This window comes from Streptomyces sp. NPDC006435, assembly GCF_040612315.1.
Taxonomy (GTDB): domain Bacteria; phylum Actinomycetota; class Actinomycetes; order Streptomycetales; family Streptomycetaceae; genus Streptomyces.
Genome location: NZ_JBEXPY010000003.1, coordinates 274,561 through 290,519 on the forward strand (window position 1 = coordinate 274,561; position 15,959 = coordinate 290,519).

The 15,959-nt window shown below is 70.3% G+C and carries 15 protein-coding genes; 7 read left to right on the top strand and 8 right to left on the bottom strand.

Annotated features, from left to right (window positions below):
• Positions 1–20: 20 nt before the first annotated feature.
• Positions 21–1,622 (bottom strand): Na+/H+ antiporter, encoded by a 1,602-nt coding sequence (locus ABZZ04_RS05490; protein WP_356930875.1) that lies wholly within the window; start codon positions 1,620–1,622, stop codon positions 21–23.
• Positions 1,623–1,703: 81 nt separating this feature from the next.
• Here ABZZ04_RS05490 and ABZZ04_RS05495 point away from each other — a divergent pair, with 81 nt between their 5' ends.
• The 3 genes from ABZZ04_RS05495 (at position 1,704) to ABZZ04_RS05505 (ending at position 3,558) form a co-directional block, all read left to right on the top strand.
• Entirely contained in the window at positions 1,704–1,964 is a 261-nt protein-coding gene (locus ABZZ04_RS05495) for a UBP-type zinc finger domain-containing protein (RefSeq protein WP_356930876.1), read from the top strand.
• A gap of 230 nt (positions 1,965–2,194) precedes the next feature.
• Positions 2,195–2,608 (top strand): anti-sigma regulatory factor, encoded by a 414-nt coding sequence (locus tag ABZZ04_RS05500; protein WP_148839137.1) that lies wholly within the window; start codon positions 2,195–2,197, stop codon positions 2,606–2,608.
• A gap of 23 nt (positions 2,609–2,631) precedes the next feature.
• On the top strand, positions 2,632–3,558 hold the full coding sequence (locus tag ABZZ04_RS05505) for an RNA polymerase sigma factor SigF (RefSeq protein WP_148839136.1): 927 nt from the start codon (positions 2,632–2,634) through the stop codon (positions 3,556–3,558).
• A gap of 138 nt (positions 3,559–3,696) precedes the next feature.
• Here ABZZ04_RS05505 and ABZZ04_RS05510 read toward each other — a convergent pair whose 3' ends face one another.
• Positions 3,697–4,074: a hypothetical protein gene (locus tag ABZZ04_RS05510; protein ID WP_356930968.1), complete on the bottom strand. Its 378-nt coding sequence runs from the start codon at positions 4,072–4,074 to the stop codon at positions 3,697–3,699.
• 240 nt (positions 4,075–4,314) lie between these two features.
• Between ABZZ04_RS05510 and ABZZ04_RS05515 the strand changes: the two genes are divergently transcribed.
• Entirely contained in the window at positions 4,315–5,283 is a 969-nt protein-coding gene (locus ABZZ04_RS05515) for a diacylglycerol kinase family protein (protein ID WP_356930877.1), read from the top strand.
• Between the two features lie 319 nt (positions 5,284–5,602).
• Positions 5,603–5,860 (top strand): WhiB family transcriptional regulator, encoded by a 258-nt coding sequence (locus ABZZ04_RS05520; RefSeq protein ID WP_003953983.1) that lies wholly within the window; start codon positions 5,603–5,605, stop codon positions 5,858–5,860.
• A 222-nt stretch (positions 5,861–6,082) separates the two neighbouring features.
• Here ABZZ04_RS05520 and ABZZ04_RS05525 read toward each other — a convergent pair whose 3' ends face one another.
• Positions 6,083–7,549 (bottom strand): histidine kinase N-terminal domain-containing protein, encoded by a 1,467-nt coding sequence (locus tag ABZZ04_RS05525; RefSeq protein WP_356930969.1) that lies wholly within the window; start codon positions 7,547–7,549, stop codon positions 6,083–6,085.
• A gap of 339 nt (positions 7,550–7,888) precedes the next feature.
• Positions 7,889–8,959, bottom strand: coding sequence for an SIS domain-containing protein (locus ABZZ04_RS05530; RefSeq protein ID WP_356930878.1), 1,071 nt, complete (start codon positions 8,957–8,959; stop codon positions 7,889–7,891).
• A gap of 190 nt (positions 8,960–9,149) precedes the next feature.
• Between ABZZ04_RS05530 and nagB the strand changes: the two genes are divergently transcribed.
• Complete coding sequence (nagB, locus tag ABZZ04_RS05535) at positions 9,150–9,935, top strand: glucosamine-6-phosphate deaminase (protein ID WP_148839133.1); 786 nt, start codon at positions 9,150–9,152, stop codon at positions 9,933–9,935.
• A 231-nt stretch (positions 9,936–10,166) separates the two neighbouring features.
• Here the strand turns inward: nagB and ABZZ04_RS05540 are convergent, their stop codons facing one another.
• From ABZZ04_RS05540 to ABZZ04_RS05555, 4 genes are all read right to left on the bottom strand, one after another.
• The gene (locus ABZZ04_RS05540; RefSeq protein WP_356930879.1) at positions 10,167–11,708 is read right to left on the bottom strand and encodes a glycoside hydrolase family 3 protein; all 1,542 of its coding nucleotides are present in this window, start codon (positions 11,706–11,708) and stop codon (positions 10,167–10,169) included.
• Positions 11,709–11,716: 8 nt separating this feature from the next.
• Positions 11,717–12,547: a carbohydrate ABC transporter permease gene (locus ABZZ04_RS05545; RefSeq protein WP_356930880.1), complete on the bottom strand. Its 831-nt coding sequence runs from the start codon at positions 12,545–12,547 to the stop codon at positions 11,717–11,719.
• Entirely contained in the window at positions 12,544–13,536 is a 993-nt protein-coding gene (locus ABZZ04_RS05550; protein WP_356930881.1) for a sugar ABC transporter permease, read from the bottom strand. The genes ABZZ04_RS05545 and ABZZ04_RS05550 overlap by 4 nt, the downstream gene beginning before the upstream one ends.
• 98 nt (positions 13,537–13,634) lie before the next feature.
• Positions 13,635–14,912, bottom strand: coding sequence for an extracellular solute-binding protein (locus ABZZ04_RS05555; protein WP_356930882.1), 1,278 nt, complete (start codon positions 14,910–14,912; stop codon positions 13,635–13,637).
• A gap of 279 nt (positions 14,913–15,191) precedes the next feature.
• Between ABZZ04_RS05555 and ABZZ04_RS05560 the strand changes: the two genes are divergently transcribed.
• Positions 15,192–15,956 (top strand): GntR family transcriptional regulator, encoded by a 765-nt coding sequence (locus ABZZ04_RS05560; RefSeq protein WP_356930970.1) that lies wholly within the window; start codon positions 15,192–15,194, stop codon positions 15,954–15,956.
• Positions 15,957–15,959 lie beyond the last annotated feature (3 nt).

Sequence of the window (15,959 nt, forward strand, 5' to 3'; positions counted from 1 at the left end):
CGGCGCGCCGGGGGCGGCTCTCAGGGGGCGTCCGTCTCCCGGTAGGCCGCCGCCTCCTCCAGGTCGAGCCGTCTGAGCAGGGTCCGCAGCAGCTCGTCGTCGATCCGACGCTCGTCCCGCAGCCGTACGAAGACCTCGCGCTCGGCGTCGATCATCTCCCTGGCCAGACGGCGGTAGGTGTCGTCCGCCGACTCCCCGGTGACCGGGTCGGCCGCGCCGAGCCGTTCCCACACCGCGTTGCGGCGGCGCTCCAGGACGGCGCGCAGCCGGTCTGCGAGGGGGCCCGGCAGGTGGTTGTGCGGGTCGGTGAGGAGCTCCTCCAGCCGGGCGTCGGCGGCCGCGGACGCCTCGCTCTGGGCCTGTGCCTCGGCCAGCGTCTCGGCCCGCTCGTCGCGCCCGGGGAGCTTCAGGACCCGGACCAGGACCGGCAGGGTGAGCCCCTGGACGACCAGGGTGCCGATGACGGTGGTGAACGTCAGGAACAGCACCAGGTCACGGGCCGGGAAGGGGTCCCCGTCGGCGGTGACGTACGGGATGGAGAAGGCGATGGCCAGGGAGACCACGCCCCGCATCCCGGCCCAGCCGACGATCAGCGGCGCCCTCCAGTCCGTGCCGGGTTCGCGCTCCCTGATCCGTCTCGACAGCCACCGGGGCGTGTACGTCGCCGGGTAGACCCAGAGGAAGCGGACCACGACGACGGCGAGGAAGACGAGGACCGCGTACCGGGCGGCGTCGCCCGTGTCGTACGCGCCGAGCCCCTTCAGTACGAAGGGGAGCTGGAGCCCGATCAGCGCGAAGACCGAGGACTCCAGGACGAACGCGACCATCTTCCGGACGGCCTCCTCCTGGAGCCGGGTCGCGAAGTCCACCTGCCAGGACCGGTGCCCCAGGTAGAGCGCCACGACGACCACGGCGAGCACCCCGGAGGCGTGCACGCGTTCGGCAGCCGCGTACGCCACGAACGGGATCAGCAGCGACAGCGTGTTCTGGAGCAGCGCCTCCTTCAGGTGCGTGCGGAGCCAGTGCAGCGGCACCATCAGGGCCAGGCCGACCGCGACGCCGCCGACCGCGGCGAGGAGGAACTCGCCGATCCCCGCTCCCCAGCTCATGCCCTCGCCCACGGCGGCGGCGAGCGCCACCTTGTACGCGGTGATCGCCGTGGCGTCGTTCACCAGGGACTCGCCCTGCAGGATCGTCGTGATCCGGCCGGGCAGTCCGACCTTGCGGGCGACCGCCGCCGCCGTGACCGCGTCCGGCGGGGCGACGACCGCGCCGAGCACCAGGGCGGCGGTGAGCGGCAGACCGGGCACGAGGCGGTACGCCAGCCAGCCGACCGCGACGGTCGCGAACAGGACGTAGCCGACGGACAGCAGCGCGACCGGCCGCAGATTGGCCCGCAGGTCGAGGTAGGAGCTGTCGAACGCCGCCGTGTAGAGCAGCGGGGGCAGCAGCAGCGGAAGCACGACGTGCGCGTCCAGGGTGTACGCGGGAATCCCGGGCAGGTACGAGGCGATCAGCCCCGCGGCGACCAGCAGCAGCGGGGCCGGTACCGGGGTGCGGCGGGCCGCGCCCGCGATCGCGGCGCTGACCGCGACCAGTCCCACCAGCTGCAGTGCGTCCATTCCACGGTCCTCGCATCCGTGTCCACGGACCGGGCGTCCGTCGCGATTCACGGCCCGTGCGACCGTCGTAACCTGACAATCATGAGTGACTGTCCCCACGTGTCCGCGTTGCCCCGCCCCGAACCGGTCCCGCTCGGCGAGACCTGTCCCGGTTGTCTCGCGGCGGGCACGCACCCCGTGCAGCTGCGGCTCTGCCTGGTCTGCGGCCACGTGGGGTGCTGCGACTCCTCGCCCCTGCGGCACGCGACGGCGCACTTCGAGGAGACCGGTCACCCGGTGATGCGGAGCTTCGAGGAGGGCGAGAGCTGGCGCTGGTGCTTCGAGGACGGTTCGATCGTCTGACGTCTGGGTACGTCAAACCGGCGCCGGTCGTTCGCAATTGGCCGTCGCAACCCCCTACCCACCGTGTGTACCCATGGGCTTACCATGAGTGACAGCCATGGGCTGGGGATCCGGCGACACGGCATCATGGGTCGCGATAGCGTCGCCGGGCCACAACCGAAGACGTACCGCATGGTTCCGGGGTTCCTTCCCGGACCCTCGAAAGAGTTTGTGCCACCTTGGAGGTGAGGGTGTCCCAGATCGCAGGCGAGCCCGGGAATCAGGACTTCGTAGAGGTCCGGCTGCCCGCTGCGGGTGCCTACCTGTCGGTGCTGCGCACGGCCACGGCCGGGCTGGCAGCACGCTTGGATTTCACCCTCGACGAGATCGAGGATCTTCGCATCGCGGTCGACGAGGCCTGCGCGATCCTGCTTCAGCAGGCCGTGCCGGGCTCAGTCCTCAGCTGTGTCTTCCGGCTCGTCGAGGATTCTCTCGAGGTGACGGTGTCGGCCCCGACGACGGACGGCAGGGCGCCGGAGCGTGACACCTTCGCCTGGACGGTGCTGTCCGCACTGGCCGGGAAGGTCGACTCCTCGGTCGCCGACGACCGGACGGTCAGCATCAGCCTCTACAAACAGCGCGGCGCGGGACCCGGGCCGGCGTGAGCAAGGGGAACGGGGAAGGTCCTGTGCGGGACGAGACGATGCGATCAGGGGTGGTACGCGCAACAGGCATCCCGGAGCAGCAGGCCCTGCCCCATCCGGTGGACGGGGCGGACGGGCCTGCGGGCCGTACGGTCGCGATGGAGCAGTCGCAGGCGGAGCGGGCAGGCCAGATGAGCGAGCACGTGCACCACGATCCACATGACCGCAGCGGGGCGCGGGCGCTGTTCGTCGAGCTGCGCTCGCTTCCCGACGGGTCGCCCGAGAAGGCCGAGCTGCGCAACCGGCTGGTGCGGATGCACCTGCCGCTCGTGGAGCACCTGGCCCGCCGGTTCCGCAATCGGGGCGAGCCGCTGGACGACCTCACCCAGGTCGCCACGATCGGCCTGATCAAGTCGGTGGACCGGTTCGATCCGGACCGCGGGGTCGAGTTCTCGACGTACGCGACACCCACGGTCGTGGGCGAGATCAAGCGCCACTTCCGCGACAAGGGCTGGGCGGTCCGGGTGCCGCGCCGGCTCCAGGAGCTGCGGCTCTCGCTGACCACGGCCACCGCCGAGCTCTCCCAGCAGCACGGGCGCTCCCCCACGGTCCACGAGCTGGCGGAGCGACTCGGGATCTCCGAGGAAGAGGTCCTGGAGGGCCTGGAATCGGCCAACGCGTACAGCACGCTCTCGCTGGACGTGCCGGACACCGACGACGAGTCCCCGGCGGTCGCGGACACGCTGGGCTCCGAGGACGAGGCGCTGGAGGGCGTCGAGTACCGGGAGTCGCTCAAGCCGCTGCTGGAGGACCTGCCGCCGCGCGAGAAGCGGATCCTGCTGCTGCGGTTCTTCGGCAACATGACCCAGTCGCAGATCGCGCAGGAGGTCGGCATCTCCCAGATGCACGTCTCGCGGCTGCTGGCCCGCACGCTGGCGCAGCTGCGCGAGCGGCTGCTCGTGGAGGAGTGAGCGGCCGACGGACCGCGACGGCGCCGGTACCGGCGTCGTCCTCCCGTACCGTCACGCGCCCCGTCGTCCGGTCCGCCCCGCAGGGCGCTCCGGGCGGCGGGGCGCGCGGCGGTTCCGGTGGGTCAGGCGTCCGGCGGGTCAGGCGTCCGGCGTGGTGCCCGGCCGGCGGATGCCCAGCGCCTCGACCGTCGTCGGCCTGACCAGCTGGTAGAGCGCCGTCAGCGTCACCGCGGCGAGCACGATCCCGGCCGGGATCAGCACGCCCTGCGACCTCAGCAGCGTCCAGGCCACCGGGAGCCCGATGATCTGCGTGATGAGCGCGGGGCCCCGGCTCCAGCTGCGCCGCAGCAGCAGACCGCGGGCGGCGAACAGCGGGATCAGGGCGAGCGCGATCAGCGTCAGGCCGCCCATCTCCGCCTGCTGCGGGCTCTCGGGCCGGCCGAGCAGGCCCATGACCAGCATGTAGATCCCGCCGATGGCGAGCGCCGCCCCTTCCAGGGCGGTGAGTGCGGCCACCAGGGTGATCCTGCTCGGCTTCGCCGGTTCGAGCCGCGGCGCGGGCGACGGGTCGGACGTGTTCTGCTGAGTACTCACCCCTGCAGGTTGGCATCCCGGCACCGCGAAAGCGAAGCCGGGGTCGGAATCGGTACGGGACGGGTCGTCCGCCCGCCCCCGCCGCACCCGATTCGTCACCGAGCGTAAAGGTCATGGGGAAGGACTTCAGGGCGATACCGCGCGGTAGGTAGTCTGACGGTCATGCGCGCACTCCTCGTGGTCAATCCAGCTGCTACCACCACCAGTGCGCGGACCCGTGACGTGCTCATCCACGCGCTCGCCAGCGAGATGAAGCTGGAGGCCGTGACCACCGAATACCGCGGTCACGCCCGGGATCTGGGGCGGCGGGCCGCGGAGTCGGACGACATCGACCTGGTGGTCGCACTGGGCGGCGACGGCACGGTCAACGAGGTCGTCAACGGCCTGCTCCACAACGGCCCCGACCCGGACGCCCTGCCGAGCCTCGCGGTGGTCCCCGGCGGCTCCACCAATGTGTTCGCGCGCGCCCTGGGGCTGCCCAACGACGCGGTGGAGGCGACCGGCGCGATCCTGGACGCGCTCGCCAACCGCACCGAACGCACGGTCGGGCTCGGGCTGGCGGCGGGTACTCCGGGAAGCGAGGACGAATCCGTCCCCGAACGCTGGTTCACTTTCTGCGCCGGACTCGGATTCGACGCGGGCGTGGTCGGTCGGGTCGAACAAAAACGCGAACGCGGTAAGCGTTCGACCCATGCGCTGTACGTGCGCCAGGTGGTCCGGCAATTCCTGGAGGAACCGCATCGCAGGAACGGGGCGATCACCCTGGAGATCGCCGGGGAAGAACCCGTCACCGACCTCGCGCTGTCCATAATCTCCAACACCGCCCCCTGGACCTACCTGGGGAATCGCCCCATGTACGCGTCCCCCAAGGCGAGTTTCGACACCGGTCTCGACGTGCTCGGACTGAAGCGGCTCTCCACTTCGGCGGTCGCCCGTTACGGCACCCAGCTGCTCACTTCGAGCCCCGAGAAGGGCCCCCGCGGCAAGCACGCCGTTTCACTTCACGACCTCACGAACTTCACCTTGCATTCAAAGGTGCCGCTGCCCTTCCAGATGGACGGCGACCACCTGGGAGTGCGTACGAGTGTGACGTTCACAGGCGTACGCCGTGCACTGCGTGTGATTGTGTGAGTGGAAGGGACCAAAGTCCTTTAACTCGAACGTTTGGGCTGGGCTCCACCCCATAGAAGTACGGCTGTGACCTAGTCGACACCGAGGAATCAAAAAAAAGTTTCCAGAAGGGGTTGTATCCGCCGCTGAGGTTTGCGAATCTCTACATGGCGATCGGGACGGCCCGCAACAACGGCCTCCACTGAGAGCCAGAACCCCTCCTCACTGCACAGGACCACAACCAGCTCGACTGGGAGTCGGCCCTTCACCTGCGGGGGGATTCGTGAAAGCGTTCACATTCACAAGCAACAGTATGCAATACCAAGGAGAGGTAGCAGCCATGGACTGGCGTCACAACGCCGTTTGTCGTGAGGAAGACCCCGAGCTGTTCTTCCCCATCGGCAACACCGGTCCTGCGCTGCTGCAGATCGAGGAAGCCAAGGCCGTCTGCCGCCGCTGCCCCGTCATGGAGCAGTGCCTGCAGTGGGCGCTCGAGTCCGGCCAGGACTCCGGCGTCTGGGGTGGCCTCAGCGAGGACGAGCGCCGCGCGATGAAGCGCCGGGCCGCTCGCAACCGGGCGCGTAACGCCAGCGCCTGAGCCGAAGCCACCGCTACGAGCCTCAGCCAGGCGGCGCGTACAGCGCGTACGCACCACCCCGCCCCCCGAGTCGCAGCGCGCAGTACCCCCGAAACGCATGCTTGAACAGTGGACCCGGGCCGTGTGATCACACAACGGCCCGGGTCCACTGCTGTGTTGGCGCTTTCGGAACGGCAGGGATGCCGCGTCCGGGGCCGGGAGCGGGTCCGCTCCCGGCCGGGATCACTTCTCGGCTCGGACCGGGATGTCGAGGACGACCCGGGTGCCGCGTCCGGGGGCCGGGACCATGCCGAAGGTCCCGCCCAGCTCCCCCTCCACCAGCGTCCGGACGATCTGGAGCCCCAGATTGCCGGCGCGCTGCGGGTCGAAGCCCTCGGGCAGGCCGCAGCCGTCGTCCTGGACGGTGATCAGCAGCCGCTGCTCGACCGAGGAGCCGCCGCGCACCGCGGACACCTCCACCGTGCCGGACTCGGCGAGCGTGAACGCGTGCTCCAGGGCGTTCTGCATGATCTCCGTGAGCACCATCGCCAGCGGTGTGGCCACCTCGGCGTCGAGGATGCCGAACCGGCCCGTGCGGCGGCAGGTGACCTTGCCCGGCGAGATCTCGGCGACCATGGCGATGACCCGGTCGGCGATGTCGTCGAACTCCACCCGCTCGTCCAGATTCTGGGACAGCGTCTCATGGACGATGGCGATCGAACCGACGCGCCGCACCGCCTCGTTGAGCGCCTCGCGGCCCTGCTCGGAGTCCATCCGCCGGGCCTGGAGCCGCAACAGGGCGGCAACGGTCTGGAGGTTGTTCTTCACCCGGTGGTGGATCTCCCGGATGGTGGCGTCCTTGGTGATCAACTCGCGTTCGCGGCGGCGCAGTTCGGTGACGTCCCGGAGCAGGACCAGGGAGCCGATCCGGACACCCTTGGGCTTGAGCGGGATCGCCCGGAGCTGGATCACCCCGCCCGCGCACTCGACCTCGAACTCCCGGGGCGCGTAGCCGCTGGCGAGCTTGACGAGGGCCTCGTCCACCGGGCCGCGGGAGGGGGCCAGTTCGGCGGTGATCTTGCCCAGGTGCTGGCCGACCAGATCGGAGGCGAGGCCGAGACGGTGGTACGCGGAGAGGCCGTTGGGGCTGGCGTACTGGACGATCCCGTCGGCGTCGAGCCTGATCAGCCCGTCACCGACGCGCGGCGACGCGTCCATGTCGACCTGCTGGCCGGGGAACGGGAAGGCCCCGGCGGCGATCATCTGGGCCAGGTCGGAGGCCGACTGGAGGTAGGTCAGCTCCAGCCGGGACGGGGTGCGGACGGTGAGGAGGTTGGTGTTGCGGGCGATGACGCCGAGCACCCGGCCCTCCCGGCGCACCGGGATCGACTCGACCCGTACCGGCACCTCCTCGCGCCACTCGGGGTCCCCCTCGCGCACGATCCGGCCCTCGTCCAGCGCCGCGTCCAGCAGCGGGCGGCGCCCGCGCGGGACCAGGTGGCCGACCATGTCGTCCTGGTAGGAGGTGGGGCCGGTGTTGGGCCGCATCTGGGCCACGGAGACGTAGCGGGTGCCGTCGCGGGTGGGGACCCACAGCACGAGGTCGGCGAAGGACAGGTCGGAGAGCAGCTGCCACTCCGAGACCAGCAGGTGGAGCCATTCCAGGTCGGTGTCACCGAGGGCCGTGTGCTGGCGGACGAGGTCGTTCATGGAGGGCACGTGTGCGAGCGTACCCGCGGACGGGCAATGGTTCCGAACCGGACGACCCGGCCGTACGTGCAAGGGTGGGAGGGCCCGGAAATTTGCCGTGCTCCCATGGATGGACACGGGCGAATGGTCTAGTCCACAATGCTCAAGACACGACTTCCGCTCTCCCCGCACAGGAGGGCGGATCGAGGTACCGCGCTCTCTGCCCTGACCGCGTCGGTACCTCTCCCCGGCCGGGGGCACCGCACACCGCCGGCCTTGCTCCGGGCTGCGGTGCCGGACGGGCCGAGGGTCCCGTCCCGGCGCCGTGGCCCGCGGGTGTTTCCGGGGCCGTTCCCGCGTTCAGCGGGTCTCGGTGACCTTGGCCAGCGCCCGGGGCGCGTCCGGGTCCTGGCCCCGGGCGATCGTCACCTCGTACGCCAGCATCTGCAGCGGCAGGATCTCCAGGACCGGCTGGACCTCCTCGGCGATCCCGGCCGTCGGCAGCACGAAGCCCGCGGACGCCGCCGCCACCTGGGCCTGCGGGCCGACCACGAACAGGTCCGCGCCCCGGCCGCGCAGCCGGTCGAGCACCGGCTGGAGCGCCTCGCCGCCCCGGCCGTCGGTGACCACCGCGATCACCGGGGAGATGTTGTCGACCATGGCGAGCGGGCCGTGCAGCAGGTCGGCGCCGGAGTAGGACAGGGCCGGGATGTAGCTGGTCTCCATCAGCTTCAGGGCCGCCTCCTTGGCGGTGGGGTAGCCGTAGCCGCGGGACGTGATGACCATTCGTTCGGCGAAACGGTAGCGCGCGGCCAGGGCCCGGACCTCGTCCTTGCGGGCCAGGATCTCCCCGGCCCGCGCGGGCAGGGCCTCGGCCGCCGCCCCGTCCCCGCCGCGCAGGCCCTCCACGAAGAGGTAGAGGGACAGCAGCGACGCGGTGTACGTCTTGGTCGCCGGAAGGGCCCGCTCCGGCCCCGCCAGGATGTCGATGTGGTACTCGGAGACGGCGGCGAGCGGCGAGTCCCGGTTGTTGGTGACGGCCAGGGTGACGGCGCCCGCCTCGCGGGCCGCCCCGGTCGAGGCCACCAGGTCGGGCGAGCCGCCGGACTGGCTGACGGTGACGACCAGGACGTCCCTGAGATCGGGCCGGGCACCGTACGCGGTGGTGGTGGACATCGAGGCGAGGCCGCAGGGCATGCCGAGCCGGATCTCCAGCAGGTACTTGGCGTACAGCGCCGCGTTGTCGGACGTGCCCCGGGCGGTGAGCAGCACGAAGCGCGGCTTGCGCGCCGCGACGGCGGCGGCCACCTCACGGATCCCCGGGGCGCCCTCGTCGAGGATGCGCCGCAGCACCGCGGGCTGCTCGGCCATCTCGCCGGACATGATCCGGCCCGGTCGTTCGCTGCCGTCGGCCGGAGGGGTGGCGGACATGTCGGGTGCCTCCCAGGAGTGCCCCGGGGCGTCGACGACGCCGTTCGGTCCAGTCGACCACGGGGCCCCCGGCACCCGCCAGCGGACAACCCCTGAGACAGCCGTGCCCGCGGCGGGCAGGTCTGCTAAATTGGGGCGCGATTGGTCTATACCACATCTCGATTCGACTCCTCAGATCGGCAGGCCCCGCGTGGAAGTTGTCATCGTCCCGGACGCCAAGGCAGGCGGAGAACTCATCGCGGAGGCCATCGGCGCCCTGCTGAGCCGCAAGCCCGACGCCCTTCTCGGCGTTGCCACCGGCTCGACCCCGCTGCCCATCTACCAGGCGCTGGCGGCCAAGGTCCGCTCCGGTGCCGTGGACGCCTCGCGCGCCCGCATCTGCCAGCTCGACGAGTACGTCGGACTGCCGGCCGGCCACCCCGAGTCCTACCGTTCCGTGGTGCTGCGCGAGGTCGTCGAACCGCTCGGCCTGTCCGAGGAGTCCTTCATGGGCCCCGACGGCTCCGCCGAGGACATCCCGGCCGCCTGCCGGGCGTACGACGAGGCGCTCGCCGCGGCCGGCGGGGTGGACCTCCAGCTCCTCGGCATCGGCACCGACGGACACATCGGCTTCAACGAGCCGTGCTCCTCGCTCGCCTCCCGCACCCGGATCAAGACGCTCACCGAGCAGACCCGGATCGACAACGCGCGCTTCTTCGACGGCGACATCGACCAGGTGCCGCACCACGTGATCACCCAGGGCATCGGCACCATCCTGGAGGCCCGCCACCCGATCCTGCTCGCCACCGGCGAGGGCAAGGCGGAGGCCGTGGCGCAGACGGTGGAGGGGCCGGTCGCCTCGATCGTGCCCGCGTCGGCGCTCCAGCTGCACCCGCACGCGACGGTCGTGGTGGACGAGGCCGCGGCGTCGAAGCTGAAGCTGGCGGACTACTTCCGCGCCACGTACGCGGCGAAGCCCGCGTGGCAGGGGCTGTAGAGCGGCCCGGACGCCCGTGGGAGGGCCGGGAGCACCCGTGGTGGTGTTCCCGGCCCTCTCGCGTGCCGTGTCCTGCTCCCGGGGCGTACGGGGCCGCGGCGCACGGCGGCCCCCGGTGCGCGGGGGCTCGCCCCGTACGCGCGCGAACGCCCGGTGCCCGTCCGTGCGGACGGGCACCGGGCGTTCCGGTCGGGTGTGACGCGCCCCCGGTCCGCGTCACACCCCGTGCGCTCAGGCCGTCGGGCCGTCCGCACCCCTGACGATGACCTCAGCGGCCGCCAGACCGCAGACGCGGGCGGCGCCGTGGGTGGCGATGTGCAGGGCGCCGACGGGAGCCGACTGCGGTACGCCCATCTCGACCACGACCGTGTCGGGGCGCCGCGCGACCAGGGCGTCCAGGGCCCCGGCCATCCAGGCGTGGCGGTGGACGTCGCGGACCACCACGACGATCCGCCGCTCCCCCGCGGCCCGCAGCACCGCGTCGACGGGCTCCTCGGTCTCGCTGCTGTACGTGTCGGTCTCCGTGCCCGGCAGCAGCCGGCCCAGTTCCGCGGCGACGCCCCAGGGAGTCTCGTCGCCGACGGCGATGTTCGACGCGGAGGTGAACGCGGCGACGTAGCCGGGCTCGGTCAGCGGCGCCGCGGAGCCGGTCAGCCGCACCGCGCGGCGGGCGGCGACCAGGCCGACGTCGGAACCGGTTCCGGTGCCGGGCGCGGTCCCCTCCTGCGCTGCCGTGCCCGGCTCCGAACCGGTCCCCCGGGCCCCCTGCGTCCAGGACGCGAGGGCGCGCACCCGTGCGGCGGCGTCCGCGAGCCGCTCCTCGGGGAGCTCACCGCTGCGCACCGCCGCGACCAGCGCGTCGCGCAGCCGCCGGACCGTGCCCTCGTCCTCCAGCCCGCCGCCGACGCACAGTGCGTCGGCGCCCGCGGCGATCGCGAGGACGGAGCCGCGCTCGATGCCGTACGTCGCGGCGATGGCCTGCATCTCCACGGCGTCGGTGACGATCAGCCCGTCGTAGCCCAGCTCCTCGCGCAGCAGCCCGGTGAGGATCTGCGGGCTCACCGTCGCGGGGCGGTCCGGGTCGAGGGCGGGCAGCAGGATGTGCGCGCTCATCACGCACTTGGAACCCGCGGCTATGGCGGCCCTGAAGGGCACCAGTTCCCGGGCGTGCAGGGTCTCCAGGTCCACGTCGATGCGGGGCATCGCGTGGTGCGAGTCGATCGCGGTGTCGCCGTGCCCCGGGAAGTGCTTGGTGCAGGCGGCGACCCCGGCGGCCTGGAGGCCCTCGATGTACGCGGCGGTGTGCCGGGCCACGAGCGCGGTGTCGGCCCCGAAGGACCGTACGCCGATGATCGGGTTGCCCGGGTTGGAGTTGACGTCGGCGGACGGCGCCCAGTTGAGGTTGACGCCGCACTCGGCGAGCCGGCGGCCGAGCTCCTGGGCGACCGCGCGGGTCAGGCCGAGGTCGTCGACGTGGCCGAGGGCGAGGTTGCCGGGGAACGAGGAGCCGGTGCGCACCTCCAGCCGGGTGACGTCACCGCCCTCCTCGTCGATCGCGACGAGGAGGTCGTCGCGCTCGGCCCTGAGCTGGGCGGTGAGCGCGGTCACCTGCTCGGGCGTGCGGATGTTCCGGCCGAACAGGGCGACGGAGCCGAGGCCCTCGCCGATCTTGCGCAGTACCCAGTCCGGGGCGGTGGTGCCGGTGAACCCGGGCTGGAGGACGGCGAGTGCGTCGCGGGTGACGGTGTCCGTCGCGGATATGAGGGTGGTCATGAGCGGCGTTATCCCTTCACGGCACCGTCGGTGAGGCCGCTGACGGCCTTGCGCTGGAGGAAGACGAACAGGATGAGGATCGGGATGGCGAAGATCGACGCGGCGGCCATGGTGGCGCCCCAGTCGTCGCCGAACTGGCTCTGGAACTGCGAGAGCCACAGCGGGAGCGTCTTGGCCCCGGGCTCCTTGTTGAGGATCAGGACCAGCGGGAACTCGTTCCACGCGGTGATGAAGCCGAAGAGCGAGGTGGCCATCAGGCCGGGGGCGAGCAGCGGCAGGATGACCTTGGCGAACGCCTGCGGGCGGGTGCAGCCGTCGACCATGGCGGACTCCTCCAGCTCCTTGGGCACCGCGGCGACGTAGCCGCGCAGCGTGAGGATCGTGAAGGGGAGCACCATCACCATGTAGAAGAGCGTCAGCGGGACCAGGCTGTTGAGCATGTCCGCGTCGCGGACCAGCATGTAGATCGCGATGACCATGACTTCCCAGGGCGCCATCTGGGCGATCATGAAGACCAGGATCATGCCCTTGCGGCCCTTGAACCGCATCCGGGCCAGTGCGAACGACGCGAAGAGCGCGATGATCAGCGAGAAGGTCACGGCGAGCAGCGTGACGGTGAGCGAGTTCCCGACCAGGGTCAGGAAGTCGGGTGCGTTGTACGCCGTCTTGAAGTGCTCGAACGTGATGTCGGTCGGGAACCAGACGGGCGTCTCGGTGATGATGTCGCCGGTCGGCTTGAACGCCGTGCTGAACATCCAGTAGACGGGGAAGACCAGACCGACGAAGAGGATGATCGCCGTCGCGTTGGGCCAGATGCGGCCGAACAGTGAGCGCTTCACAGCTCGTCCTCCTCTTGCTTGAGAACGATGCGGAGGTAGTAGGAGGTCAGCCCCAGCATGATCAGGATGGTGAGCAGCGAGATCGCCGCGCCCATGCCGTAGTGCTGGTTGCCGACGCCTTCGACGAAGGCGTAGATGGGCAGCGTCTCGGTGAGGCGGTTGGGGCCGCCCTCGCTGATGGTGAAGATCTGCGGGAACGCCTTGAAGACCCAGATGACTTCGAGGAAGGTCGTGGCGTAGAGGAAGGGCCGCAGGAAGGGGAAGGTCACCGAGGTGAAGCTCTTCCAGACGCCGGCGCCGTCGAGCGAGGCGGCCTCGTACAGCTCCTTGGCGATCGTGGTGGTCGCCGCGTAGAGGTTGATCGCCACGAACGGGATGGACTGCCAGACGATCATCAGGGTCACCACGAAGAAGGTGGAGAACTGCGATCCGGTCCAGTTGAAGTCGGCCATCGAGTGCCAGCCGAGCTTGTCCAGCACGTAGTTGACCACGCCGAAGCGCGAGGCGAACAGCCATTGGTAGACGGTGGAGGCGGCCACGATCGGCATGGCCCAGGCGAGCACCAGGCCGATCATCAGGGTGAACCGCATCTTCTTGCCGAGGCGGGCCAGCAGCAGTCCGACCAGGGTGCCGATGACCATGATCAGCACGACGTTGACGCCGGTGAACACGATCGTGCGGAGGGTGACCCGCCAGAAGTCCTCACCGGTGAGGATCTCCTGGTAGTTCTTGAAGCCGTTCCACTCGGTGACATGCCGGATCAGCTGTCCCATGTTGAGGTTCTGGAACGACAGCATGGCGTTCTTCACCAGGGGATACCCGAGGAAGAGCGCCGTCACCGCGAGTGCGGGGACCATCAACAGGTACGGTGCCGCGCCGATGCCCGGCCTTCGCTTGGTTCCCCCGTGCTGCCCGACGGGTGGTTTCCCGTCCTGCCCGCGGGCCGCGGCCGTCTTGGCCACGTCCGAGGGGTCGGTCTGCACTGCCATGCTCGCCATCTCTTCCAACAGAGCCCTACACGGAACGGTGCGTACGCCGGGGCGGCGGGTACGGGACCCGCCGCCCCGGCGCGGACGCGGACTTGCGCTTACTGCTGCTGGCTGAGGCGCTTGTTGAGCTCGCCCTCGACCTGCTTGGCGGCGTCGGCGGGCGACTTGCCCTGCAGAACCAGCGTCATGTAGGTCTTGATCGGGTTCGGCGGGTTCTCGACCGGCGCCCACTCCGGGATCAGCGGCGTGGTGCCACCGGACTTGGCGGCGGCCGGGGCGGCGGCCACGGCGGCGGGCTGGTCGGCGGCGAACTTCTGCATGGCGTCGGACTTCGGCGTCCAGCCGACCTCCTTGACCAGCGCGCCGTCGTTGGCCTCGGAGAGCGCGATCTTCAGGAACTCCTGGGCGAGCTCCTGCTTCTCGCTGCCCGCGGCCACGGCGAGGTTCGAGCCGCCGAGGAAGACGCCCTCGGGCTTGTCGGCGGTCTCACCGGGGATGGTGAAGAAGCCGATGTCGTCCTTGATCGCCGGGTTGGCCTTGATGGCCGTGCCGGCCTCGTAGCCCATGGCGATGATGGCGCCGGTCTTGCCCTTGGCGAAGACCTCGGCCTGCTGCGGGGTGGCCTCGTCCTTGTCCTTGGGGGCCTTGGAGAAGGCCTGGTACTGCTTGTAGACGTCCATGGCCTCGGCGACCTTGGGGTCGGCCAGGTTGGAGACGTACTTGTCGCCCTCCTTCTTGACCGGCTCGACGCCCTTGCCGACGAGCAGGCCGTCGAAGAAGTACCAGTTCTGGCCGGGCAGGTAGATCGGCTCGGCGTCGCCCTTCTTCTCGATGGCCTCGAAGGCCTTGAAGAGGTCGGCGCGGGTCTTCGGCGTCTCGGTGATGCCGGCGTCCTTGAAGACCTTCTTGTTGTACATGACGACGCGGTTGCCGATGTACCACGGCAGGGCGTACTGCTTGCCGTCGAAGACGGAGGGGGCGTTGATGGAGTCGGCCCAGCCCGAGCCGATCTCCTTCTTCAGGTCGCCCAGCTCGGCGAGGCCGCCGGTCTTGGCGTACGCCGGGGTCTGGGTGTTGCCGATCTCCAGGACGTCCGGCGGGTTGGTCTCCGAGAGGGCCGTGGTGATCTTCTGCTGAATGCCGTTCCAGTCCTGGACTTCGATCTTCAGCTTCGCCTTGGTCTTCTTCTCGAACTCATCGGTGACCGTCTTGGTCCACCCGGGCGGGTTGGAGCCGGACATCGTCCAGACGGTGAGGGTCTGGCCCTCGTAGCTGCCGGCACTCGCCTTCTTGCCGCCGTCGTCGTCGGACCCACATGCCGCGAGGCCGATCATCATGCCCGCGACGCCGATCGCCGCGATGAGCTTGCGCTTCACGCCAAACCCTCCTCAGGGATACTGCAACCCCGCCCACCGCGAAGACATTCGACGAGTACTGCTGGGGCTGGACCTGGTCTTTAATGGTTTAGACCAGTACCGGGAGCTTGGCCTAGACCTTTAGGGGTGTCAAGGGTGTATAAGAAGTGCACTCGCGTCCGTTATAGGACCGACACCTAAGGGAGGGCGACGAGCCGTGACCGGACCGTGCCACCATGTGAGCCGCGACAGACGGAGGAGCCGGTGACGGCAGCAACGCAGCAGTCGGGAAGGCGGGCCATGGGTGCCGACGGGGGAAGTGCGGAGAACGAGACGGGCGCGGCCACGCGGACGGCGCGCGTCCCGAAGTACTACCGGCTGAAGCGACATCTCCTCGACATGACGGACACCATGCCGCCGGGCACCCCCGTGCCGCCGGAGCGGACCCTGGCCGCCGAGTTCGACACCTCGCGCACCACCGTGCGCCAGGCACTCCAGGAGCTGGTCGTCGAGGGCCGGTTGGAGCGCATCCAGGGCAAGGGCACCTTCGTGGCCAAGCCGAAGGTCTCGCAGGCGCTCCAACTGACCTCGTACACCGAGGACATGCGCGCCCAGGGACTGGAACCGACCTCCCAGCTCCTGGACATCGGCTACGTCACGGCCGACGACACGCTCGCCGGACTGCTCGACATCACCGCCGGAGGACGGGTGCTGAGGATCGAGCGGCTGCGACTCGCCAGCGGGGAGCCGATGGCGATCGAGACCACGCACCTTTCGGCCAAACGCTTTCCCGCGCTGCGCCGTTCACTGGTGAAGTACACCTCGCTCTACACCGCGCTGGCCGAGGTGTACGACGTGCGACTGGCGGAGGCCGAGGAGACCATCGAGACCTCGCTGGCCACCCCGCGCGAGGCCGGCCTGCTCGGCACGGACGTGGGCCTGCCGATGCTGATGCTGTCCCGGCACTCGCTCGACGGGCGGGGCGAGCCGGTGGAGTGGGTGCGCTCGGTCTACCGGGGCGACCGGTACAAGTTCGTGGCCCGCCTGAAGCGGCCCACCGACTGAGCG